Raw genomic sequence first — 23,250 nt, forward strand, 5'->3', positions numbered from 1 at the left:
TCCGTGGAACCCCGGGCGAAGGGGGACGGTAGCTGACGAGGCGTCAGACCGCCATGGTGTCGGCGGACTTGGCGGCCCCGGAGCCGGTCGCTCCGGTGTCGGCGGGCACGACCGCGGGCTTGGGCAGCGCCAGGTACAGCAGTCCGGAGATCACGATGGTGGCGACCCAGCCCAGCCCGTACTCGCCGACCGGATTGTTCGCGGCCAGCGGGCCGGTGAACCAGTCGGAGGTGGTGAACATCAGGCCGCCGACGAGGCCGACCGCCCAGGCGGTGACCGCGGCGGGGGAGAAGCCGCCCTTGTACCAGTAGGCGCTGGTGCGGCCCGTGTCGAGCAGCGCCTTCGCGTCGTACTCGGTGCGCCGCAGCATGTCCGCGCCGAACACGCCGACCCAGGCCGAGAACGCGACGGCGAGCAGCGAGAGGAAGGCGATGAAGGAGCCCATGAAGCTGGTGGCGACCAGCATCAGGATGCCGCCGAAGACCAGCGAGATCACCGCGTTCACCGAGACCGCCCAGTGCCGCGGGATCTTGAAGCCGAGGGTCTGCGCGGTGAAGCCCGCCGAGTACATCGACATCGAGTTGATCAGCAGCATGCCGACGAGCGCGATCAGCAGGTAGGGCACCGCGATCCACATCGGCAGGATCTCGCCGAGGAAGGACACCGGGTCGGCGGCCGAGGCGAGGTCGGGGGTGGAGACCGCCATGACGGCGCCCATCAGGACCATCGGGAGCACCACGATGCCGGCGCCGCCGATCGAGTTGCCGACGATCGCCCTGGCGGAGGCGTCGCGCGGCAGATAGCGGGCGAAGTCGGGGGCGGAGGGGATCCAGCTGACACCGCCCGCGGCGATCATGCCGGTGCCCGCGACCATCAGCGAGGTCTTGCCGGCCGGCTGGTCGAAGACGGCCGACCAGTCGGTGTTCATGACCAGGTAGACCAGGACCAGCACCGAGAACGCGCCGAACAGGAACGTCGCGTACTTGTTGCACTTCTGCACGACGTGGATGCCGAGACCCGAGATGGCGAAGGTGATCACCACGAAGACCGCGAGCGTGACGATGATCAGGAACGTGTTGCTCTTGATCCCGAAGAGGATGTCGAGCACGGTCAGCACCGCATAGGCGCCGGTCACCGCGTTGATGGTCTCCCAGCCCCAGCGCGCCACCCAGATCAGCGAGCCGGGCAGCAGGTTGCCGCGCTGCCCGAACACCGCGCGCGACAGCGCCATGCCCGGGGCGCCGCCGCGCTTGCCCGCGATCCCGATGAGCCCGACCAGGCCGTACGAGAGGATGGGCGCGCACACGGCGACGACGATCGCCTGCCAGAAGTTGAGCTTGTACGCGACGACGAGGCTGGCGCCCATCGTGAGCAGCAGCACGCTGATGTTGGCGGCGACCCAGGTGGGGAAGAGTTCCCGGGTTCTCGCCGTGCGCTCCGCGTCCGGCACGGGCTCAAGGCCGCGTGTCTCCAGGGCGCTCTGCGATTCGTCGGGGGAGCCGGTGTCGTTCATGGGGGTGGAGTTCCGTGCCTCTCGCTCGGCTCGACACTGAGCCGGTGGGGGTGGTCGAAGGGGACTCTACGCGCGTTGATGCGTCCATCTCTATCGTACTTTAATCCGACACCCGCCCCAGCATTCCCGCCCATACTCGGACGAAGCCACAAACTGGGCCCGTGGGAGCTCGTACCCGATACTGGGAGGGTTATGGAATTCGTCATCCTTGCTGTAGTCATCGCCCTGGTCGCGGTCGGCGCGATCAGCGGGCTCGTGGTCAGCAGCCGCAAGAAGAAGCAGCTGCCGCCCACCGCGCCGCCGAGCACGCCGACCATCACAGCCCCGCCCGCCGAGCCTCAGGTCGGTGAGGACGCCGCGGAGACGGCGGAGGAACCGCGCCGCACCATCGAGGAGGTCGGCCTCCCCGAGGCGCCCGCCACCCCGGTCGTCGTCGCGGAGCCGGCCGCCCCCGAGGCCCCGGCGCTCGACGTCCCCGAACCGACCGCCGGCCGGCTCGTCCGGCTGCGGGCGCGCCTCGCCCGCTCGCAGAACTCGCTCGGCAAGGGGCTGCTCACCCTGCTCTCCCGCGAGCACCTCGACGACGACACCTGGGAGGAGATCGAGGACACCCTGCTGACCGCCGACGTCGGCGTCGCGCCCACCCAGGAGCTGGTCGACCGGCTCCGCGAGCGCGTCAAGGTGCTCGGCACCCGCACCCCCGACGAGCTGCGCACGCTGCTGCGCGAGGAACTCCTCACGCTGCTCGGCCCCGACTTCGACCGCGAGGTCAAGACCGAGGGCGGCGAGACCGTCCCCGGCGTCGTGATGGTCGTCGGCGTCAACGGCACCGGCAAGACCACCACCACCGGCAAGCTCGCCCGCGTCCTGGTCGCCGACGGCAAGTCCGTGGTGCTGGGTGCGGCCGACACCTTCCGCGCCGCCGCCGCCGACCAGCTGCAGACCTGGGGCGAGCGCGTGGGCGCCCGCACCGTGCGCGGCCCCGAGGGCGGCGACCCCGCCTCCATCGCGTTCGACGCGGTCAAGGAGGGCATCGCCGAGGGCGCGGACGTCGTGCTCATCGACACGGCCGGCCGGCTCCACACCAAGACCGGCCTCATGGACGAGCTCGGCAAGGTCAAGCGCGTCGTGGAGAAGCACGGCCCGCTCGACGAGGTGCTCCTCGTGCTCGACGCCACGACCGGCCAGAACGGCCTGGTCCAGGCCCGCGTGTTCGCCGAGGTCGTCGCCATCACCGGCATCGTCCTGACCAAGCTCGACGGCACCGCCAAGGGCGGCATCGTCATCGCCGTCCAGCGCGAACTGGGCGTCCCCGTCAAGCTCGTCGGCCTCGGCGAGGGCGCGGACGACCTGGCGCCGTTCGAGCCCGAGGCGTTCGTCGACGCGCTCATCGGCGACTAGCGCGCCCCGCTCCGCCCGAACGCCCCGTCGCACCGACCGGTGCGGCGGGGCGTTGTCGTGCCGGGCGGTCCGGGCCCCGCGGGGCCCCGGCCGGTCACGCCGCCGAGCGGTGGCAGATGTAGGCCAGCGTGCCGAGCAGCAGACGGGCCTCGGGCGGGCGGTTCGCGGTGTCCGGGCCGGGCGGGCGCAGCCAGTGCACATCGCCCGACGGCGGCGCCGGCACGTACCCGCCGCGCGGCGGGCAGCGCAGGTCGAGGACCGCGTCGTCCCAGCCCATCCGGTAGAGCAGCCGGGGGAGTTCGCCCGAGGCGCCGGGGGCCACGTAGAAGTGGGTGCGGCCCTCGGGCGTGGTCGAGACCGGGCCGAGCGGCAGCCCCATCCGCTCCAGGCGCACCAGCGCCCGCCGCCCGGCCGGGGCGGCGACGTCCAGCACGTCGAAGCTCCGGCCGACCGGGAGCAGCACCGCCGCGCCCGGGCACTGCGACCAGGCCCGGGTCACCTCGTCCAGGGTGGCGCCGGCCGGCACCTCGGGGAGGAAGCCGAGCGGGTGCGCGCCCGGCGCCGTGCAGTCCGAACTGCCGCAGGAGCAGGCGCCGTTGAGGGCGCGGGCGCCCGGGGCGACGTCCCAGCCCCACAGTCCTGTGTACTCGGCCACCGCGGTGACCTCGCTCGTCCGGGTGGTACGCGCGGAGCGGCCACGGCGCCAAGAGCCGGGCCGGGTCTCCTTGATGCCCCGGCTGCCGCCGATCGTGAAGCCCATGCCCCCTCCAACGGGTGTGCCGCGTCGGTGGTTACGACGCCCATGACGTAGTTGTGACGATCCGGAGTTTTCCCGTCACTTTCCGTCTCCGCCAGGTCGGACACGGTCGTGAAAGGGGTGGTGCGATGTGCGCCGCGCGCCCCGGCTCACTCCGCTCCACCCGATGCTGATCGCCCTGTGTCAAGTGAATCGTGCCTGGCGGCAGGGGAGTTCATTCGATGGGGTGGCGAATGGTGGCGTTTCTGGAATCACCGTGGCCGGACGGGTGATCGTAGGATTACTGTCGGTGCACAGACCTCGGGGGTGTATGCACCCACGGGTATGCCGGGGGCAACCGGGTTTGCGGTCCGAGCGGGTCCAACCGCGGGACAGGAGGCCCAACTAGCGGCATTCTGATAGGGGTTCGCGCAATCGATGCACAACCGACGCACATGAGGCTTCAGCGGATTGGGGGCGTTCCAGTGGGCGGCAGTGGGGCTAGCGGTACGAGCGCCGGAAAGCGCCCCAACGAACAGTTGAGTTCGTGGTTCGTACGGAGCGGCTGGTCCAAGGGCGAGCTGGCACGCCAAGTGAACCGGCGGGCGCGCCAGATGGGCGCCCACCACATCAGCACCGACACCTCCAGAGTCCGGCGCTGGCTCGACGGCGAGATGCCCCGCGAGCCCATTCCCCGCATCCTCTCGGAGCTCTTCTCGGAGCGCCTCGGCAGCGTGGTCGCGATCGAGGACCTGGGGCTGCGCCAGGCCCACCAGTCACCCTCGGTCGCCGGCGTCGACCTGCCCTGGGCCGGGCCCCAGACGGTCTCCCTGCTCAGCGAGTTCTCCCGCAGCGATCTGATGCTCGCCCGGCGCGGCTTCCTCGGCACCTCGCTGATGCTGGCCGCGGGCCCCGCCCTCATCGAGCCCATGCAGCGCTGGCTCGTGCCCTCCCTGAACAGCGAGCCGGCCCCCCAGGAGACCGCCGCCGGCGCCCGCCGCCCCTCGCGCCTGTCCAAGCCGGAACTCGAACTGCTCGAATCGACCACCGCGATGTTCCGCCAGTGGGACGCCCAGTGCGGAGGCGGCCTGCGCCGCAAGGCCGTGGTCGGCCAGCTCCACGAGGTCACCGACCTGCTCCAGGAGCCCCAGCCCGCCGCCACCTCCAAGCGCCTCTTCCAGTGCGCGGCCGAACTCGCCGAACTCGCCGGCTGGATGAGCTACGACGTCGGCCTCCAGCCCACCGCCCAGAAGTACTTCGTGCTCGCCCTGCACGCCTCCAAGGAGGCGGGTGACAAGCCGCTCGGCTCGTACATCCTGTCCTCCATGAGCCGCCAGATGATCCACCTCGGCCGGCCCGACGACGCCCTGGAACTCATCCACCTCGCCCAGTACGGCAGCCGCGACTGCGCCACCGCCCGCACCCAGGCCATGCTGTACGCCCTCGAAGCCCGCGCGTACGCCAACATGGGCCAGCCCAGCAAGACCAAGCGGGCCGTGCGCATGGCCGAGGACACCTTCGGTGACGCCGGGCTCGACGGCGAGCCGGAGCCCGACTGGATCCGCTTCTTCTCCGAGGCGGAGCTCAACGGGGAGAATGCCCACTCCTACCGCGACCTCGCCTATGTGGCGGGCCGCAGCCCCACCTACGCCTCGCTCGCCGAACCGGTGATGGAACAGGCCGTCGCCCTGTTCGGCAAGGACGAGGAGCACCAGCGCAGCTACGCCCTGAACCTCATCGGCATGGCCACCGTGCATCTGCTCAAGCGGGAGCCCGAGCAGTCGACCGTGCTGGCCGAGCAGGCCCTCAGGGTCGCCAAGCGGGTCCGCTCCGAGCGGGTCAACACCCGGCTGCGCAAGACCGTCGACACCGCCGCACGCGACTTCTCGGACGTCGCCGAGGTGGTGCGGATGACCGACCTGCTCAGCAGGGAACTGCCCGAGACGGCCGAAGCCGTCTGAGGCACCGCCGCCCCCAGGGACGGCATACAAGACCCCGGCCGCGACACCCACCCCGTTCAGCCCGACTCGGCTCCCCCACGCCAGGTCGAGCGGGTGGCGTCGCGGCCGGTCCGCTTTCGGGCGGCTCCCTGCACGGCATCGGCCGCGGCACCGCCGACCCCGCGGTTCACGGGCACGTAACATGCCCGCCTCCTTCGTCACTGCGGCGAAACATCGAGCGGCATCGTCGGAAACGGCGCTGGGACAACCTCGTGGCTCATAACCGGCCACCAGCCAGTCCCGCCCGAGTGAGGCCCCCGCACGGGCCCACCGACGACGAGGAGACGCCGATGCCTCCAGGCATCACGCTCGCAGCTGACGCTCCGCAGCTGTCCAGCGCCAACACCGGATTCATGCTGATCTGCTCAGCGCTGGTGATGATCATGACGCCCGGCCTCGCCTTCTTCTACGGAGGCATGGTCCGCGTCAAGAGCACCCTGAACATGCTGATGATGAGCTTCATCAGCCTCGGCATCGTCACCATCCTGTGGGTGCTCTACGGATTCAGCCTGGCCTTCGGCGAGAGCAACGGCTTCGTCGGCTGGTCCAAGGACTACCTCGGGCTGAGCGGCATCGGCCTGGTACAGCTCTGGCCCGGCTACAGCGTGCCCGTCTACGTCTTCGCCGTCTTCCAGCTGATGTTCGCGGTGATCACGCCCGCCCTCATCAGCGGGGCCCTCGCCGACCGGGTCAAGTTCACCGCCTGGTCGCTGTTCACCGCCCTGTGGGTCACCATCGTCTACTTCCCCGTCGCGCACTGGGTGTGGGCCTCGGACGGCTGGCTCTTCAAGAAGGGCGTGATCGACTTCGCCGGCGGCACCGCCGTGCACATCAACGCGGGTGCGGCCGCCCTCGGCGTGATCCTGGTGATCGGCAAGCGCGTCGGCTTCAAGAAGGACCCGATGCGGCCGCACAGCCTGCCGCTCGTCATGCTCGGCGCGGCCCTGCTCTGGTTCGGCTGGTTCGGCTTCAACGCCGGGTCCTGGCTCGGCAACGACGACGGCGTCGGCGCCGTGATGTTCCTCAACACCCAGGTCGCCACGGCCGCCGCCATGCTGGCCTGGCTGCTGTACGAGAAGCTGCGCCACGGCTCGTTCACCACCCTCGGCGCCGCCTCCGGCGCGGTCGCGGGACTCGTCGCGATCACCCCATCCGGCGGCTGCGTCAGCCCGCTGGGCGCGATCGCCATCGGCGCCGTCGCCGGTCTGCTCTGCGCCATGGCCATCGGCCTCAAGTACCGCTTCGGCTTCGACGATTCGCTCGACGTCGTCGGCGTCCACATGGTCGGCGGCATCACCGGCTCGCTCCTCGTCGGCCTCTTCGCCACCGGCGGCGTACAGTCCACCGCCAAGGGCCTCTTCTACGGAGGCGGCCTCGACCAGCTGGGCAAGCAGGCGCTCGGCGTCGGCGCGGTCCTCGGCTACTCGCTCGTGGTCTCCGCGGCCCTGGCCTTCGCCCTGGACCGGACGATCGGGATGCGCGTCCCCGAGGACGACGAGATCTCGGGCATCGACCAGGTCGAACACGCCGAGACCGCCTACGACTTCAGCGGCGCGGGCGGCGGCACCGCCCCCCGCAAGGCCCTGCCCGTGCTCGGCGATCCGGCAGCGAACAAGAAGGTGGACGCATGAAGCTCATCACCGCGGTGGTCAAGCCGCACCGGCTCGACGAGATCAAGCAGGCCCTCCAGGCCTTCGGCGTCCACGGCCTGACCGTCACCGAGGCCAGCGGATACGGGCGCCAGCGCGGCCACACCGAGGTCTACCGCGGCGCCGAGTACACCGTCGACCTCGTCCCCAAGATCCGCGTCGAGGTCCTGGTCGAGGACGACGACGCCGAGGAACTCATCGACGTCGTGGTCAAGGCCGCCCGCACCGGCAAGATCGGCGACGGCAAGGTGTGGAGCGTGCCGGTCGAGACGGCGGTGCGGGTGCGCACCGGCGAACGCGGCCCCGACGCACTGTAGGCACACGCAAGGAGCTGCTGGGTGACGAGCGTTGAGATGAGTACCGGATCCCGTGACGACGACTCCGAGCCCGGCGGTTACGCGGCGGCCCGGCTGTCCCTGCTCACCGAGAAGGGGCAGCAGGGGCCGCCGCGCCGCGCGGCCCTGTCCCGGCTGACCGACGGCCGGCTGGCCGCGCTGTTCACCGCCGCCGCGCGGGAGTCCGGTGTGCCGGGGGCGTCCCTGGTCGCCGTCGGCGGTTACGGCAGGGGCGAACTCTCGCCGCGCAGCGACCTCGACCTGCTGCTCCTGCACGACGGCCGGGCGGACGCCGGGGCCCTCGCCCTCCTCGCGGACCGGATCTGGTACCCGGTGTGGGACCACGGCCTCGATCTCGACCACTCGGTGCGCACCGCCGCCCAGGCCCGCAGGACGGCCGGCGAGGACCTCAAGGTCCAGCTCGGCCTCCTGGACGCCCGCCATGTCGCCGGCGACCTCGCCCTGACGTCGGCGCTGCGCACCACCGTCCTGGCCGACTGGCGCAACACCGCCCCCCGGCGGCTGCCCGAACTCGACGAGCTGTGCCGTGAACGGGCCCAGCGCCAGGGCGAGTTGCAGTACCTCCTCGAAGGCGACCTCAAGGAGGCCAGGGGCGGCCTGCGGGACGCGACCGCCCTGCGCGCGGTCGCCGCCTCCTGGCTGGCGGACGCTCCCCGCGAGGGCCTCGCCGAGGCCCGGCGCCGCCTCCTGGACGTGCGCGACGCGCTGCACCTGTGCACCGGCCGCGCCACCGACCGCCTCGCCCTCCAGGAACAGGACGCGGTGGCCGCCGAACTGGGGCTGCTCGACGCCGATGTGATGCTCCGTCAGGTCTCGGAGTCGGCCCGCGTCATCTCCTACGCAGGCGACGTCACCTGGCGCGAGGTCAACCGGGTGCTGCGGGCCCGCTCCGCCCGGCCGCGGCTGCGCCGGCTGCTCGGCGCCGCGCGCCCCGGGGCCCCGGAGCGCACCCCGCTCGCCGAAGGCGTCGTCGAGCAGGACGGCGAGGTCGTGCTCGCGCTCGCCGCCCGCCCCGAGAAGGACCCCGTCCTCGTGCTGCGGGCCGCCGCCGCGGCCGCCCAGGCGGGCCTGCCCATCTCGCCGCACGCCGTACGCCGGCTGGCGGCCACGGCCAGGCCGCTGCCGACGCCCTGGCCGGCCGAGGCCCGCGAACAGCTGGTCACCCTGCTCGGCGCGGGGGAGTCCGCCGTCCCGGTGTGGGAGGCACTCGAGGCGGAGGGGCTCATCACGGCGCTGCTGCCCGACTGGGAGCGCGTGCGCTGCCGGCCCCAGCGCAACGCCGTGCACACCTGGACCGTCGACCGCCACCTCGTCGAGACCGCCGTGCGCGCCTGCCACCTCACCCGCCGGGTGCACCGCCCCGACCTGCTCCTGGTCGCCGCACTGCTGCACGACATCGGCAAGGGCTGGCCCGGCGACCACTCGGTGGCCGGCGAGACCATCGCCCGCGACGTCGCCGCCCGCGTCGGCTTCGACGCCCCCGACGTGGCCGTCGTCGCCACCCTCGTACGCCATCACCTCCTGCTCGTGGAGACCGCCACCCGGCGCGACCTCGACGACCCCGCGACCGTGCGCGCGGTCGCCGACGCGGTCGGCTCCACCGGCACCCTGGAACTGCTCCACGCCCTGACCGAGGCCGACGCGCTGGCCACCGGACCCGCCGCGTGGTCCTCCTGGCGCGGCTCGCTCGTGGCCGACCTGGTCCGCAGGGCCGCGGCGGTCCTCGCGGGCCGGCCCGCCGACCCCGAACCCGCGGCGATCACCGCCGAACAGGAACGCCTGGCCATCGAGGCCCACCGCACCGGCGGTCCCGTCCTCGCGCTGCGCACCCGTACCGACGGGGCGGAGGAACACGAGCCCCTCGGCGTGGAGCTCCTGGTCGCCGTCCCCGACCAGCCGGGGGTGCTGCCCCTGACGGCCGGGGTGCTCGCGCTGCACCGCCTGACCGTGCGCGCCGCCGAGCTGCGGAGCGTGGAGCTGCCCGACCCGGTCGGCGGCGACGTCCTGCTCCTGGACTGGCGGGTGGCCGCCGCCTACGGCTCCCTGCCGCAGGCCGCCCGGCTCCGCGCCGACCTGGTGCGCGCCCTCGCCGGCACCCTGGACATCGAGGCCCGGCTCGCCGAGCGCGAGGCCGCCCACCCGCGCCGGCGCGGCGCCGCGGCCCCGCCGCCCCGGGCCGCCGTCGCGCCCTCCGCCTCCCGGCACGCCACCGTCATCGAGGTGCGCGCCCAGGACGCCCCGGGCCTGCTGCACCGCATCGGGCACGCCCTGGAGGGCGCGGGGGTACGCGTGCGCTCGGCGCACGTGTCGACGCTGGGCTCCAACGCCGTGGACGCCTTCTATGTGACGGACGCGCAGGGCGCGGCGCTGGGGGCGCGGGAGGCGGGGGAGGTGGCCGAGCGCGTCGAGTCGGCCCTGGGGGCGGCGGCCGGGCCCGGATAGCCGCCCCCGTCCAGGAGAGCGGTGCTGCGCAGGCACCCCCGCGCACCGCCATCCGCCGGGATACCCTGGGGACCGTTCGAAGCCCGCGTCTGCATTCCGGCCGGATCGCAGACACAGGCTCCACCCGACCGCCCCACGAGCCGAGGACCCGCGACCACCGTGTTCGATACCCTTTCCGACCGCCTGAGTGCGACGTTCAAGAACCTCCGGGGCAAAGGACGCTTGAGCGAGGCGGACATCGACGCCACGGCGCGCGAGATCCGCATCGCGCTGCTCGAGGCCGATGTCGCGCTTCCCGTCGTTCGCGCCTTCATCAAGCAGGTCAAGGAGCGCGCGTCCGGCCTCGTCACCTCCCAGGCGCTGAACCCCGCCCAGCAGGTCATCAAGATCGTCAACGAGGAGCTCATCGGCATCCTCGGCGGCGAGACCCGGCGCCTGCGGTTCGCCAAGACCGCGCCCACCGTGATCATGCTCGCGGGTCTCCAGGGTGCCGGTAAGACCACCCTCGCCGGAAAGCTCGGCAAGTGGCTCAAGGGCCAGGGCCACTCCCCGCTCCTGGTGGCGTGCGACCTCCAGCGCCCCAACGCCGTCAACCAGCTGAGCGTCGTCGCCGAGCGCGCCGGGGTCGCGGTCTACGCCCCCGAGCCGGGCAACGGCGTCGGCGACCCGGTCAAGGTCGCCCAGGACTCGATCGAGTTCGCCCGCGCCAAGCAGTACGACGTGGTCATCGTCGACACCGCCGGACGCCTCGGCATCGACCAGGAGCTGATGCGGCAGGCCGCGGACATCCGCGACGCCGTGAGCCCCGACGAGGTCCTCTTCGTCGTCGACGCGATGATCGGCCAGGACGCGGTCAACACCGCGGAGGCCTTCCGCGACGGCGTCGGCTTCGACGGCGTGGTGCTCTCCAAGCTCGACGGCGACGCCCGGGGCGGTGCGGCGCTCTCCATCGCCCACGTCACCGGCAAGCAGATCATGTTCGCCTCCAACGGCGAGAAGCTGGACGACTTCGACGCCTTCCACCCGGACCGGATGGCGTCCCGCATCCTCGACATGGGTGACCTGCTCACCCTGATCGAGCAGGCGGAGAAGACCTTCAGCCAGGCCGAGGCCGAGAAGATGGCCTCCAAGCTGGCGTCCAGCAAGGGCAAGGACTTCACGCTCGACGACTTCCTGGCCCAGATGGAGCAGGTCCGCAAGATGGGCTCCATCTCCAAGCTGCTCGGCATGCTGCCCGGCATGGGGCAGATCAAGGACCAGATCAACAACATCGACGAGCGCGACGTGGACCGCACCGCGGCCATCATCAAGTCGATGACCCCGGGCGAGCGCCAGGACCCGAACATCATCAACGGCTCGCGCCGCGCCCGTATCGCCAAGGGTTCCGGTGTCGAGGTCAGCGCCGTCAAGAACCTGGTCGAGCGGTTCTTCGACGCCCGCAAGATGATGTCCCGGATGGCCCAGGGCGGCGGCATGCCGGGCATGCCGGGGATCCCGGGCATGGGCGGCGGCCCCGGCCGGCAGAAGAAGCAGATCAAGCAGGCCAAGGGCAAGCGCAAGAGCGGCAACCCCATGAAGCGCAAGGCCGAGGAGGCCGCCGCCGCCGAGCGCAAGGCGCAGGGCGGGGCGCTCGGACTGCCGTCCGCCGAGGAGCAGAAGAACTTCGAGCTCCCCGACGAGTTCAAGAAGTTCATGGGCTGACCCCGCGCGGGGCGACCCGCACGGCAGCACCCGAGGGGGCGCCTCCCGGCCGGACCGGGGGCGCCCCTTCGCGCTGCCCGCGTCCCGCGCGCCGCACCCCCTCATCGGGCCCGCCCGGCATGCCCGTTTCATCCGGTTCTCCCATAATGGCGCACACCGGCCATGAGGAGAGCACGTGCCCACTTCCGTACCGCCGCGCGAACGCCCCGACCAGCCGTGGCGCTCGGAGGGGGCGCCACCGCCGCCCGCCCCGAAGAAGAAGATGCCCGGCGGCTGGGGGCGGCTCGTCCTCGCCGCCCTGATCGTCTACCTGATCACCAATCTCATCCTGTCGTTCTTCAACGACGGCGACGAGCCGACCGTCTCCTACACCGAGTTCAGCAAGCAGGTCGCGGCCGGGAACGTCTCGAAGATCTACGCCAAGGGCGACGCCATCCAGGGCCAGCTCAAGAACAAGGCACCCGTCCCCTCCGGCGAGGGCGGCGGCGACTACACGAAGTTCACCACCCAGCGGCCCACCTTCGCCGACGACGACCTGTGGGCGCAGCTGACCAAGCAGAACGTCACCGTCACCGCCGAGCCCGTCGTCGAGCACCGCAGCTTCCTCGCCAACCTGCTCATCTCGCTCGCCCCGATGCTGCTCCTGGTCGTCCTGTGGCTGTTCATCGCCCGCCGCATGAGCGCGGGGCTCGGCGGCGGGGCCGGCGGGATGCTCGGCCGCAAGACGCCGCCCAAGCCGGTCGAGATGGCCGACGGCAAGCGCACCACCTTCGAGGACGTGGCCGGCATCGACGAGGTCGAGGGCGAGCTCAACGACGTGGTCGACTTCCTCAAGAACCCCGGCGCCTACCACGAGATGGGCGCCCGGATGCCCGGCGGCGTGCTCCTGGCCGGGCCGCCCGGCACCGGCAAGACACTGCTCGCGCGGGCCGTCGCCGGAGAGGCGGGAGTGCCGTTCTTCTCGGCGTCGGCCTCCGAGTTCATCGAGATGATCGTGGGCGTGGGCGCCTCCCGGGTACGCGAACTGTTCGCCGAGGCCCGCAAGGTCGCCCCCGCCATCGTGTTCATCGACGAGATCGACACCATCGGCCGGGCCCGCGGCGGGGGCTCCGGCATGGGCGGCCACGACGAGCGCGAACAGACCCTGAACCAGATCCTCACCGAGATGGACGGCTTCACCGGCTCCGAGGGCGTCATCGTGCTGGCCGCCACCAACCGGCCCGACGTCCTGGACCCGGCCCTCACCCGGCCGGGCCGCTTCGACCGCGTCGTCCACGTCAGCCCGCCCGACCGCGACGGCCGCGCGGCCATCCTGCGGATCCACACCCGCGAGATCCCCATGGCGCAAGGCGTCGACCTGGAACAGGTCGCCCGCACCACCCCGGGCATGACCGGCGCGGACCTGGCCAACCTCGCCAACGAGGCGGCCCTGCTGGCCGTCAAGCGCGACCAGCGCGAGGTCACCCAGGCCGACCTCTCCGACGCCCTCGAAAAGGTCCAACTGGGCGCGGAGCGGCCCCTGGTGATGCCCTACGAGGAGCGCCGCCGCACCGCCTACCACGAGAGCGGACACGCCCTGCTCGGCATGCTCCAGCCCGGCGCCGACCCGGTCCGCAAGGTCACCATCGTGCCCCGCGGCCGCGCCCTCGGCGTCACCCTGTCCACCCCCGACGCCGACAAGTACGCCTACACCGAGGAGTATCTGCGCGGCCGGATCATCGGCGCCCTCGGCGGCATGGCGGCCGAGCAGACCGTCTTCGACGAGATCACCACCGGCGCCGAGAACGACCTGGAACAGGTCACCAGCATCGTGCGCGGGATGGTCGGCCGCTGGGGCATGAGCGAGAAGATCGGCCCCCTGTCCGCCCTGCCCGGCGACGCCCAGCAGGCCTACGGGCTCTCGGCGGCGCCCGGCACGCTGGACGCCATCGCCGTCGAGATGCGCCGCATCGTCGACGAGTGCTACGCCGAGGCGTGCCGGCTGCTGCGCGACAACCGTCCCAGGCTCGACGCCCTCGCCGAGGCCCTGCTGGCCAACGAGACCCTGGAGGAGGAGGCCGCCTACCGCGCGGCCGGCATCCCGCGCCTGTCCAAGGCGGGGACGGGCGGTGCGCCGTAGACGGCCCCAACTCGCCTGCGGATCAAGCCCGTTGCCGGGTCCTCACGGCGTACGGGCGATGAGGTAGCGGAAGACGTTCGGCATCCACACGGTTCCGTCGCGCCGCACATGGCCGTGCAGCGCCTCGACGATCTCCTTCTCCACCTGCGCCTGATCGGTGGCGCGGGCCGCCGCGTCGAAGGCGCCGGTCGACATCAGACCCCGTATCGCGCTGTCCAGGTCCGCGTAGCCGAACGGGCACGCCACCCGGCCCGAGCCGTCCGGCTTGAGCCCGGCGCGCGCCGCCACGTCCTCCAGGTCGTCGCGCAGGCTCGGGCGCCAGTGCGGGGCCTCGTTCAGGCGGGCGGTCAGCCGGGTGGCCACCCGCAGCACCGCCGAGGTGGCGCACCGCTCCGGCGGCCCCCAGCCGGCCAGCACCACGGCGCTGCCGCGCTCCGCGAGCGCCACCGCCTCCTGCAGCGTGGGCACCAGGCCCTCGGTGTCCCCGGCCGCACAGCCGACCGGCTCGAACGCGGTGATCAGGTTGTACGGCGGCAGGCCCGGCTCCGCGGTGTCGGCGGGCCCGCCCGTCACCACGCGGCCCACGCCCACCGGGGCGCCGGCCCGCCCGGGCCCGGGGCCCAGCCGCTCACGGGCCAGCTCCAGGCGCGCGGCCCGCTCCGGACCGTCCACGCCGGTCACCGCGGCGCCGCGCGAGGCCGCCATCAGGAGCGCGAGCCCCGAGCCGCAGCCGAGGCCGATGAGCCGGGTCGCGGGCCCCACGTCGAGCCGGCTGTAGGCCGCCTCGATCAGGGGGACCAGCATCCGTTCCTGGATCTCCGCCCAATCCCGCGCGCGCTCGGCCGTGCCCGCCGGTGGGGCGGCGGCCGTGCGGGACTGATGCCGGACGAGCGTTGGTGTCATGGAAAGCGCCCCAATCCGCCGAGAGGTCAGCTGTGCCCTGATTGACAGCCCCCCGTGAATGTCCGTACGCACTTCCCCCGTATGCCAGGGAACTCCGCATCCCGGCCCGCGTCCAGAGGGCGGAGCCATCAACCGCTCCCCGGCCCGCGGCCGGAAGGCGGTGCACGGCCCGCCGTCTCGGCGCCGTACCATTCGCGCCATGGCAAAGGCACCCGTTCTCACGCCCCAGGCGGAAGACTTTCCCCGCTGGTACCAGGATCTGATCAACAAGGCCGAGCTCGCGGACAACGGTCCCGTGCGCGGCACCATGGTGATCCGACCGTACGGCTACGGCCTGTGGGAGCGGATGCAGCAGGAGATGGACGCACGCATCAAGGACGCAGGCGCCCAGAACGCCTACTTCCCGCTCTTCATCCCCCAGTCTTACCTGACTCGCGAGGCTGAGCACGTCGAGGGCTTCGCGCCCGAGCTCGCGGTGGTCACGCACGGTGGCGGCAAGGAGCTCGAAGAGCCCGTCGTGGTCCGCCCCACCTCCGAGACGATCATCAACGCCTCCTTCTCGAAGTGGGTCCAGAGCTACCGCGACCTGCCGCTGCTCATCAACCAGTGGGCCAACGTGGTCCGTTGGGAGATGCGCCCGCGCGTCTTCCTCCGTACGAGCGAATTCCTGTGGCAGGAGGGACACACCGCCCACGCCACCTACGAGGACGCCCGCGACTACGCCGCCCGCATCCACCGGGACGTGTACGCGGACTTCATGATCAACGTCCTCGGCATCGACGTCGTCCTCGGCCGCAAGACCGCCAGGGAGCGCTTCGCCGGAGCCATCAACACCCTCACCCTGGAAGGGATGATGGGCGACGGCAAGGCCCTGCAGCTGGGCACGAGCCACGAGCTCGGCACCAACTTCGCCAAGGCCTTCAACACCCAGTACCTGTCCAGGGACGGCAAGCAGGAACTCGTCTGGCAGACCTCCTGGGGCGTCTCCACCCGCATGGTCGGCGGCCTGATCATGTCGCACGGCGACGACAGCGGACTGCGGGTGCCGCCGCGGCTCGCCGCCGTCCAGGTCGTCGTCATGGCGATCAAGGGCGACGAGGCCGTGGCCAAGGTCCGCGAAGTCGGCGACCGGCTCAAGGCGGCCGGCCTGCGCGTCCAGGTCGACGACCGCGTCGACACCCCGTTCGGCCGCCGCGCCGTGGACTGGGAGCTCAAGGGCGTACCCGTACGCGTCGAGATCGGCCCGCGCGACCTGGAGGCCGGCACCGCGATGCTGGCCCGGCGCATCCCCGGCGGCAAGGAGTCCGTCGCCGTCGACGCCCTCGCCGAGCTGCTGCCCGGCGTCCTGGAGGAGGACCAGGCGCTGCTCCTGCGCCAGTCCCGCGAGCGCCGCGAGTCCCGCACGAGCGACGTCACCACCCCCGCCGAGGCGGCCGAGGCGGCCAGCGCCGGCGGCTGGGCGCGCATCCCGTGGGCCGATCTCGGCCCCGAGGGCGAGGCCAGGCTCGCCGAACAGGCCGTGTCGGTACGCTGCCTGGTGGCCGAGGACGGATCGGTGCCCGACGCCGACGACGCACCCGGTACCGTCGCGATCGTGGCCCGCTCCTACTGAGCCGCGCCGGGCCCGGCCGGTACCCGTCGCGCACCGGCCACCGGTGGTCGGCCGGAACGCGCCTTGCGGACCGGCCGGCAACAGGCGTCCTGGCGCGGGCACTTCGCCTACGCGCCGGGGCGTACCCGCCGCTACGTCATACCTTGGTGTGAGCTGTGAGCCTTCTCCGCAGATCAGCGCACCCGCCCTCGTCCGCGCGCATCAATGCCAACTGACGGGTACGAGCAAATTATTTGGGATGCCCCGGAATAGGAACACAGCGGCCCTGCGGCTCGTTGTCACGACGTGAGCACGACACCACCTGTTCTCGCCGCAGAGCTGGCACAGGCGTGGGCCGACATTCAGCGGTACCACTCCGAGCTGCCGGACCTAGCCGCGCCCGAGTCCCTGATCGGAGAGTCGTCGTCCGCCTGTGGCGCCGAGCTCTCCTTCGAGCGACTGCTCCATGAGGCAGTCCACGGCATTGCCGCCGCCCGCGGTGTCCGCGACACCTCCCGAGCCGGCCGCTACCACAACCGGAGGTTCCTGGCGATCGCCGAGGAGCTCGGCCTCGACCACCCGGAGGAACCGCACCCCAGCAGCGGCTTCTCCCTGGTCACGCTGAACGCCGAGGCACGGCGCCGCTACCGGCCCACCATCGAACGGCTGCAGCGCGCCCTCAAGGCGCACACCGTGGCCACCGCCGCCGACACCAAGCGCTCCTTCCGCGGGCCCGCCGCCCGGCACGGCTCCTCCGGGGGCGGCGTCCGCGTCAAGGCGGTGTGCGACTGCGGGCGCAACGTACGGGTCGTTCCGTCCGTGCTCGCCCAGGCGCCGATCGTCTGCGGCGGCTGCGGCAAGCCGTTCCGCATCCCGGAAGGGGCCGAGGTGGTCGCCGTGGCCGGCTGACCCCGGGCCCGGCCGCCGACGGGGCGGCCCAGGTCCGGGGGAGCGGGCCGCCCGGGGGTGCCCCACGGACCCCCGGCGTGCGCACTCCAGGCGTGTGGCACAATGGCTAGCTGTACTCGACAGCCGCACAGGAACCCTCTCGCCTCCGGCTGACGCGTCCATCGGGCACCCGAGTACCGCAACCCCACGTGGCATCTCATGTGCCCAACCACGTCAAGACCAGGAGACACCACTCCAGTGGCAGTCAAGATCAAGCTCAAGCGCCTCGGCAAGATTCGCCAGCCGCACTACCGCATCGTCGTCGCCGACGCCCGCACTCGCCGTGACGGTCGCGCGATCGAGGAAATCGGTCTGTACCACCCGACGTACAACCCGTCGCGCATCGAGGTCAACGCCGAGCGTGCGCAGTACTGGCTGTCCGTCGGCGCCCAGCCGACCGAGGCCGTCCTCGCCATCCTGAAGCTCACCGGTGACTGGCAGGCGCACAAGGGCCTCCCGGCCCCCGCGCCGCTGCTCCAGCCGGAGGCGAAGGAAGACAAGCGCGCTTCCTTCGAGGCCTTCGCGAAGACCCTCGAGGGTGACGACGCCAAGGGTGAGGCCATCACCCAGAAGGCGAAGAAGACCGAGAAGAAGGCGGACGAGGCCGAGGCCGCCGCCGAGTCGACCGAGGCCTGAGCATGCTCGAGGAGGCTCTCGAGCACCTCGTGAAGGGCATCGTCGACAACCCCGACGACGTGCAGGTCGCCTCGCGCAACCTGCGCCGGGGGCGCGTGCTGGAGGTCCGGGTCCACCCCGAAGACCTCGGCAAGGTGATCGGCCGCAACGGCCGCACCGCCCGCGCCCTGCGCACCGTCGTGGGTGCAATCGGCGGACGCGGCATCCGGGTCGACCTCGTCGACGTGGACCAGGTCCGCTGACCAGTTGGGTCGCTTTACCTAGATACGCCGGCTCGGGCCGGGGAGGGCTTCCGGCCCTCCCCGGCCCGCAGTCGTATTCCGGGCCACAGTGGTCCCGGCAGAACGAAAACCGCGGCCGGCCACGGCCGCGACGGTCCGAAGCCGTCCGAAGGAGAAGCAAGCGTGCAGTTGGTAGTCGCGCGGATCGGCCGCGCCCACGGCATCAAGGGCGAGGTCACCGTCGAGGTGCGCACCGACGAGCCCGAACTCAGGCTCGGCCCCGGCGCCGTACTCACCACCGACCCGGCGTCGGCGGGGCCGCTCACCATCGAGACCGGCCGGGTGCACAGCGGCCGGCTGCTGCTGCGCTTCGAGGGCGTGCGCGACCGCACCGCCGCCGAGGCCCTGCGCAACACCCTCCTCATCGCCGACGTCGACCCGCAGGCACTGCCCGACGAGCCGGACGAGTACTACGACCACCAGCTCATGGACCTGGACGTGGTCCTCGCCGACGGCACCGAGGTCGGCCGCATCACCGAGATCACTCACCTGCCCTCGCAGGACCTCTTCATCGTCGAGCGGCCCGACGGCAGCGAGGTGATGATCCCGTTCGTCGAGCAGATCGTCACCGAGATCGACCTGGAAGCCCAGCGCGCGGTCATCGACCCGCCGCCCGGCCTGATCGACGACCGCGCCGTGATCGCCTCCGAGCGGGACGACGCAGCGGCGGACGCCGACGCCGACGCCGCGGAATCCGGGGACGCCGAAGGCACTGCGGGCACCGGGGACGCGCGCTGATGCGGCTCGACGTCGTCACGATCTTCCCCGAGTACCTCGACCCGCTGAACGTCTCCCTGGTCGGCAAGGCCCGGGCCCGCGGACAGCTCGACGTACACGTCCACGACCTGCGGGACTGGACCCACGACCGCCACAACACGGTCGACGACACCCCCTACGGCGGCGGCCCCGGCATGGTCATGAAGACCGGGCCCTGGGGCGACTGCCTGGACGAGACCCTGGCGAACGGATACGAGTCCGGTGCGCGCGGGCCGGTCCTGGTCGTGCCCACGCCCAGCGGGCGCCCCTTCACCCAGGAACTCGCCGTCGAACTCTCCGAGCGCCCCTGGCTGATCTTCACGCCGGCCCGCTACGAGGGCATCGACCGGCGCGTCATGGACGAGTACGCCACCCGGCTGCCCGTCTACGAGGTGTCCATCGGCGACTACGTGCTGGCCGGCGGCGAAGCCGCGGTCCTGGTGATCACCGAGGCGGTGGCCCGGCTGCTGCCCGGTGTCCTCGGCAACGCCGAGTCCCACCGCGACGACTCCTTCGCGCCCGGCGCCATGGCCAACCTCCTCGAAGGGCCGGTCTACACCAAGCCCCCCGAGTGGCGCGGCCACGGCATCCCGGACGTCCTGCTCAGCGGCCACCACGGCAGGATCGCCCGCTGGCGCAGGGACGAGGCCTTCAAGCGCACCGCCCTGCACCGGCCCGACCTGATCGAGCGCTGCGAGGCGTCCGCCTTCGACAAGAAGGACCGCGAAACCCTCTCCATCCTCGGCTGGGCCCCCGAGCCCGGCGGCCGATTTTGGCGCAGGCCGCAGGCCGTGGAAGAATAGGCCGCTGCCGTACGCCCGGCCGGCGCCCCTGCCACAGGGGGAACGACGCCCGCCCACCGCACCCGGCATCCCATTCATCTCGAATTCCGCTGATGACCTGTGGCATCAGTGAGGAAGTAGTCCTTCATGGCAAGCCTGCTCGACTCCGTCAACGCCGCCACGCTGCGCAGCGACGTCCCGGCCTTCCGCCCGGGTGACACCGTCAACGTCCACGTCCGCGTCATCGAGGGCAACCGCTCCCGTATCCAGCAGTTCAAGGGCGTCGTCATCCGCCGCCAGGGCGCCGGTGTCTCCGAGACCTTCACGGTCCGCAAGGTCTCCTTCTCCGTCGGCGTCGAGCGCACCTTCCCGGTGAACTCCCCGATCTTCGAGAAGATCGAGGTCGTGACCCGCGGTGACGTCCGTCGCGCCAAGCTCTACTACCTCCGTGAGCTGCGCGGCAAGGCCGCGAAGATCAAGGAGAAGCGCGACCGCTGAGCCCCCGGCTCACACCCGCGTACGGGTCCGACGGCGGCCGGATAAGCTCTGGCCCCGATGGACACCGAAGCACAGCACACGGAGCGCGATCCTTCCGCCACCCCCGCACCGGGGCCCGCGGAGGGGTCGCGCTCCGCGCGTTCCGGCGCCCTGTCCCGCCCTCTCGAAGGGCCCTGGCGCAAGGCCGCCGCCCTGCTCACGCTCTGCGTCGTCTTCCTGCTCCTGCTCAGCCACTTCGTGGTGCAGCCCTTCCTCATCCCCAGCGGCTCGATGGAACCGACGCTCCAGGTCGGCGACCGGGTCCTGGTGAACAAGCTCGCCTACCGCTTCGGCGGGGAGCCCCGGCGCGGCGACGTCGTCGTCTTCGACGGCCGCGGCTCGTTCGTCCGCGAAGGTGACCAGGGGAACCCCGTGGGGCGTGCCGTACGTTCAGCCGGAGCGGCACTCGGCCTGACCGAGCCCGCCGAGACCGACTACGTCAAGCGCGTCATCGGCGTCGGTGGCGACCGCGTGGTGTGCTGCGACCGGCGGGGGAGGCTCCAGGTGAACGGCGCGGCGATCGACGAGCCCTATCTGCACCCGGGCGACAGCCCCTCCCAGGTGCCCTTCGACATCGTCGTGCCCGACGGCACCCTGTGGGTCCTCGGCGACCACCGCTCCCGCTCCAGCGACTCCCGCGACCACCTCGGCGACCCGGGCGGCGGCATGGTCCCGACCGGCCGCGTGATCGGCCGCGTCGACTGGATCGGCTGGCCCTTCGGACGCTGGACCTCCCTGGGCGGCCCGGCCGCCTTCGCCCACGTACCGGACGCGGGCGCGGCCCATGGGTAACCGCGGACGGACCCGCCCCGCCGGCCCCGGCCGGCCCGCCGCCGAGCCCCCGCTGCCCACCGGCACCCGGCCCACCTCCGGCGCCCGGCCGACCTCCGGCGCCCGGCCGACCTCCGGCGCGGTGCCCGGCCGGCGCGGCCAGAGCGGGCGGGCCGACCGGCGCAGGCTCGCCCGCAAGGTCAAACGGCGCAGACGCCGCTCCGCGGTCCGTGAGATACCGCTCCTGATCACCGTCGCGCTGCTCATCGCGCTCGTCCTCAAGACCTTCCTCGTGCAGGCCTTCGTGATCCCGTCCGGCTCGATGCAGCAGACCATCACCATCGGCGACCGCGTCCTGGTCGACAAGCTCACGCCGTGGTTCGGCTCCGAGCCCGAGCGCGGCGACGTCGTCGTCTTCAAGGACCCCGGCGGCTGGCTCAAGGGCGAACACAAGACGCCCTCCGGCCAGGACCCCGTCGTCGTCAAGCAGATCAAAGAAGGCCTGACCTTCATCGGACTGCTGCCCTCCGACGACGAACAGGACCTCATCAAGCGCGTCATCGGGGTCGGCGGGGACACCGTCAAGTGCTGCGACAAGGACGGCCGGGTCACCGTCAACGGGCAGCCCCTCGACGAGCCCTACGTCTACACCGCCCCCGGCGATCCGAGCGCACTCATCCAATTCGAGGTAAAGGTTCCGGCGGGCCGGATCTTCGTGATGGGGGACCACCGGTCCAACTCGGCGGACTCCCGCTACCACCTCACCGACGGCCACCTGGGCACTGTGCCGGTCACCGGGGTGGTGGGCCGCGCGGTGGTCGTGGCCTGGCCTTTCTCCCACTGGCGCAGGCTGGAGGTGCCGCCGACGTTCGCCTCCGTGCCCGCCGCGCCCGGCGGTTTCGCACCGGTCGCGTCGCATAGGGTGTCTCCCCGGGATCCGGCGACGGAGCCGGACCGAGCGACCCAGCCCCCGACCCCTGCGGAACTCCCGCTCGTTATGGGAGTGGTGGGCCTGAGCCTCGTACGGGCCAGGCGGTGGCACAGAGTGAGGAGTGGATGTGGGGGATTTGGCGGTCGGCGCACGATCCGGACGCGAAGAGCCGGAGGAGCGACCGGGGAAGCAGCTCGCCGATTCCTCCCCGGGACCCGCGGCGGGCCCCGGCTCCGCGGATCCGGCGGACGGTCCCGCGCCCGAGCACATGGTGCCGGCGCAGGACAGCGGGCAGGGCGACGGCGGATCCGGCGGCGAAGGACCCGGTGACGAGGAGGGACGCGCGCCCAAGAAGCCGCGCTCCTTCTGGAAGGAGCTTCCGCTCCTCATCGGCATCGCGCTGGTCCTCGCCCTGCTGATCAAGACGTTCCTGGTCCAGGCGTTCTCCATCCCGTCGGACTCGATGCAGGACACCCTGCAGCGCGGCGACCGGGTGCTGGTCGACAAGCTCACCCCGTGGTTCGGGGCGGAGCCGCAGCGCGGTGAGGTCGTCGTCTTCCACGACCCGGGCGGCTGGCTCGACGGCGAGCCCACGCCGAACCCGAACGCGGTGCAGAAGTTCCTCAGCTTCATCGGCCTGATGCCGTCCGCCGAGGAGAAGGACCTGATCAAGCGGGTCATCGCGGTCGGCGGCGACACCGTCGAGTGCAAGAAGGGCGGGCCGGTCACGGTCAACGGCAAGGCCCTGAAGGAGCCGTACATCTTCCCGGGCGACAGCGCCTGCGACGACATGCCGTTCGGCCCGATCAAGGTCCCCGACGGGCGGATCTGGGTGATGGGCGACCACCGCCAGAACTCGCTCGACTCCCGCTACCACCAGGAACTGACCGGGGGCGGCACGGTCTCCACCGACGAGGTCGTCGGCCGCGCCTTCACCATCGCCTGGCCGCTCAACCGCCTCGACTGGCTCGGTGTCCCCGACACCTTCGACCAGCCCGGCCTGAGCGCGATGGGCACCGCGGCACCCGCCGCCGCCGGTCTCGTCGGCGCCGTGCCGATGGTGCTGTGGCGCCGCCGCAAGCTCCTTCAAGCGCAGGTCAAGGCGCAATCGCCGGCAGCCGAGGGCTGACCCGGAGGCGTACCGCCGGGTAGGGTGCGGTCCCGGAATGTCGATCTCCGGGGTCCCGGGGTGCCCTG

Annotated in this window: 19 protein-coding genes and 1 pseudogene; 17 read left to right on the forward strand and 3 right to left on the reverse strand. The window is 72.0% G+C overall.

Annotation, left to right across the window (positions count from 1 at the left end; translation table 11 throughout):
• Positions 1 to 43 precede the first annotated feature (43 nt).
• Positions 44 to 1,513 (reverse strand): cytosine permease, encoded by a 1,470-nt coding sequence (locus ACGF3I_RS20420; RefSeq protein WP_393133942.1) that lies wholly within the window; start codon positions 1,511 to 1,513, stop codon positions 44 to 46.
• A gap of 192 nt (positions 1,514 to 1,705) precedes the next feature.
• Here ACGF3I_RS20420 and ftsY point away from each other — a divergent pair, with 192 nt between their 5' ends.
• Positions 1,706 to 2,914: a signal recognition particle-docking protein FtsY gene (gene ftsY / locus ACGF3I_RS20425; protein ID WP_393133944.1), complete on the forward strand. Its 1,209-nt coding sequence runs from the start codon at positions 1,706 to 1,708 to the stop codon at positions 2,912 to 2,914.
• Between the two features lie 94 nt (positions 2,915 to 3,008).
• Here ftsY and ACGF3I_RS20430 read toward each other — a convergent pair whose 3' ends face one another.
• Positions 3,009 to 3,674: a bifunctional DNA primase/polymerase gene (locus tag ACGF3I_RS20430; protein ID WP_393133946.1), complete on the reverse strand. Its 666-nt coding sequence runs from the start codon at positions 3,672 to 3,674 to the stop codon at positions 3,009 to 3,011.
• A gap of 461 nt (positions 3,675 to 4,135) precedes the next feature.
• Between ACGF3I_RS20430 and ACGF3I_RS20435 the strand changes: the two genes are divergently transcribed.
• The 6 genes from ACGF3I_RS20435 to ftsH all read left to right on the forward strand — a co-directional run bounded on the left by ACGF3I_RS20435 (position 4,136) and on the right by ftsH (position 13,917).
• The gene (locus ACGF3I_RS20435; RefSeq protein ID WP_393133948.1) at positions 4,136 to 5,611 is read left to right on the forward strand and encodes a hypothetical protein; all 1,476 of its coding nucleotides are present in this window, start codon (positions 4,136 to 4,138) and stop codon (positions 5,609 to 5,611) included.
• Between the two features lie 329 nt (positions 5,612 to 5,940).
• Positions 5,941 to 7,281 (forward strand): ammonium transporter, encoded by a 1,341-nt coding sequence (locus ACGF3I_RS20440; protein WP_393133950.1) that lies wholly within the window; start codon positions 5,941 to 5,943, stop codon positions 7,279 to 7,281.
• The gene (locus ACGF3I_RS20445; RefSeq protein WP_393133952.1) at positions 7,278 to 7,616 is read left to right on the forward strand and encodes a P-II family nitrogen regulator; all 339 of its coding nucleotides are present in this window, start codon (positions 7,278 to 7,280) and stop codon (positions 7,614 to 7,616) included. Before ACGF3I_RS20440 ends, ACGF3I_RS20445 begins: the two co-directional genes overlap by 4 nt.
• A 36-nt stretch (positions 7,617 to 7,652) precedes the next feature.
• Positions 7,653 to 10,097: a [protein-PII] uridylyltransferase gene (locus ACGF3I_RS20450; protein ID WP_393134130.1), complete on the forward strand. Its 2,445-nt coding sequence runs from the start codon at positions 7,653 to 7,655 to the stop codon at positions 10,095 to 10,097.
• Between the two features lie 159 nt (positions 10,098 to 10,256).
• The gene (gene ffh, locus ACGF3I_RS20455) at positions 10,257 to 11,798 is read left to right on the forward strand and encodes a signal recognition particle protein (RefSeq protein ID WP_393133954.1); all 1,542 of its coding nucleotides are present in this window, start codon (positions 10,257 to 10,259) and stop codon (positions 11,796 to 11,798) included.
• Positions 11,799 to 12,060: 262 nt separating this feature from the next.
• Positions 12,061 to 13,917, forward strand: coding sequence for an ATP-dependent zinc metalloprotease FtsH (gene ftsH / locus ACGF3I_RS20460; protein WP_393134132.1), 1,857 nt, complete (start codon positions 12,061 to 12,063; stop codon positions 13,915 to 13,917).
• A gap of 42 nt (positions 13,918 to 13,959) precedes the next feature.
• Here the strand turns inward: ftsH and ACGF3I_RS20465 are convergent, their stop codons facing one another.
• The gene (locus ACGF3I_RS20465; protein ID WP_393133955.1) at positions 13,960 to 14,820 is read right to left on the reverse strand and encodes a class I SAM-dependent methyltransferase; all 861 of its coding nucleotides are present in this window, start codon (positions 14,818 to 14,820) and stop codon (positions 13,960 to 13,962) included.
• A 199-nt stretch (positions 14,821 to 15,019) separates the two neighbouring features.
• Between ACGF3I_RS20465 and proS the strand changes: the two genes are divergently transcribed.
• The 10 genes and pseudogenes from proS (at position 15,020) to lepB (ACGF3I_RS20515) (ending at position 23,182) form a co-directional block, all read left to right on the forward strand.
• The gene (gene proS, locus ACGF3I_RS20470; RefSeq protein WP_393133957.1) at positions 15,020 to 16,432 is read left to right on the forward strand and encodes a proline--tRNA ligase; all 1,413 of its coding nucleotides are present in this window, start codon (positions 15,020 to 15,022) and stop codon (positions 16,430 to 16,432) included.
• 285 nt (positions 16,433 to 16,717) lie between these two features.
• Positions 16,718 to 17,320, forward strand: a complete 603-nt coding sequence (locus ACGF3I_RS20475) for a hypothetical protein (protein WP_393133959.1) — start codon at positions 16,718 to 16,720, stop codon at positions 17,318 to 17,320.
• Positions 17,321 to 17,557: 237 nt separating this feature from the next.
• A complete protein-coding gene (gene rpsP, locus ACGF3I_RS20480) occupies positions 17,558 to 17,995 on the forward strand; it encodes a 30S ribosomal protein S16 (RefSeq protein ID WP_388726104.1) in 438 nt (145 codons plus the stop codon).
• A 2-nt stretch (positions 17,996 to 17,997) separates the two neighbouring features.
• Complete coding sequence (locus tag ACGF3I_RS20485; RefSeq protein WP_030206382.1) at positions 17,998 to 18,237, forward strand: RNA-binding protein; 240 nt, start codon at positions 17,998 to 18,000, stop codon at positions 18,235 to 18,237.
• A gap of 162 nt (positions 18,238 to 18,399) precedes the next feature.
• Positions 18,400 to 19,014, forward strand: coding sequence for a ribosome maturation factor RimM (gene rimM / locus ACGF3I_RS20490; RefSeq protein WP_393133961.1), 615 nt, complete (start codon positions 18,400 to 18,402; stop codon positions 19,012 to 19,014).
• Positions 19,014 to 19,835, forward strand: coding sequence for a tRNA (guanosine(37)-N1)-methyltransferase TrmD (gene trmD, locus ACGF3I_RS20495; protein ID WP_393133963.1), 822 nt, complete (start codon positions 19,014 to 19,016; stop codon positions 19,833 to 19,835). Before rimM ends, trmD begins: the two co-directional genes overlap by 1 nt.
• Positions 19,836 to 19,961: 126 nt before the next feature.
• Positions 19,962 to 20,312 carry a 50S ribosomal protein L19 gene (gene rplS, locus ACGF3I_RS20500; protein ID WP_350232925.1) on the forward strand — a complete coding sequence of 117 codons (351 nt, stop codon included), beginning with the start codon at positions 19,962 to 19,964 and terminating at the stop codon, positions 20,310 to 20,312.
• Between the two features lie 57 nt (positions 20,313 to 20,369).
• Positions 20,370 to 21,143: a signal peptidase I gene (lepB, locus tag ACGF3I_RS20505; RefSeq protein WP_393133965.1), complete on the forward strand. Its 774-nt coding sequence runs from the start codon at positions 20,370 to 20,372 to the stop codon at positions 21,141 to 21,143.
• Positions 21,136 to 22,281, forward strand: a pseudogene (gene lepB, locus ACGF3I_RS20510) (signal peptidase I); the annotation flags it as partial. The gene lepB (ACGF3I_RS20505) and the pseudogene lepB (ACGF3I_RS20510), both read left to right, overlap by 8 nt.
• Entirely contained in the window at positions 22,190 to 23,182 is a 993-nt protein-coding gene (gene lepB, locus ACGF3I_RS20515) for a signal peptidase I (protein ID WP_393134134.1), read from the forward strand. The pseudogene lepB (ACGF3I_RS20510) and the gene lepB (ACGF3I_RS20515), both read left to right, overlap by 92 nt.
• The last annotated feature ends 68 nt before the right edge of the window (positions 23,183 to 23,250 follow it).

The sequence above is a fragment of the Streptomyces sp. NPDC048111 genome (genome assembly GCF_043202815.1).
Lineage (GTDB): Bacteria > Actinomycetota > Actinomycetes > Streptomycetales > Streptomycetaceae > Streptomyces.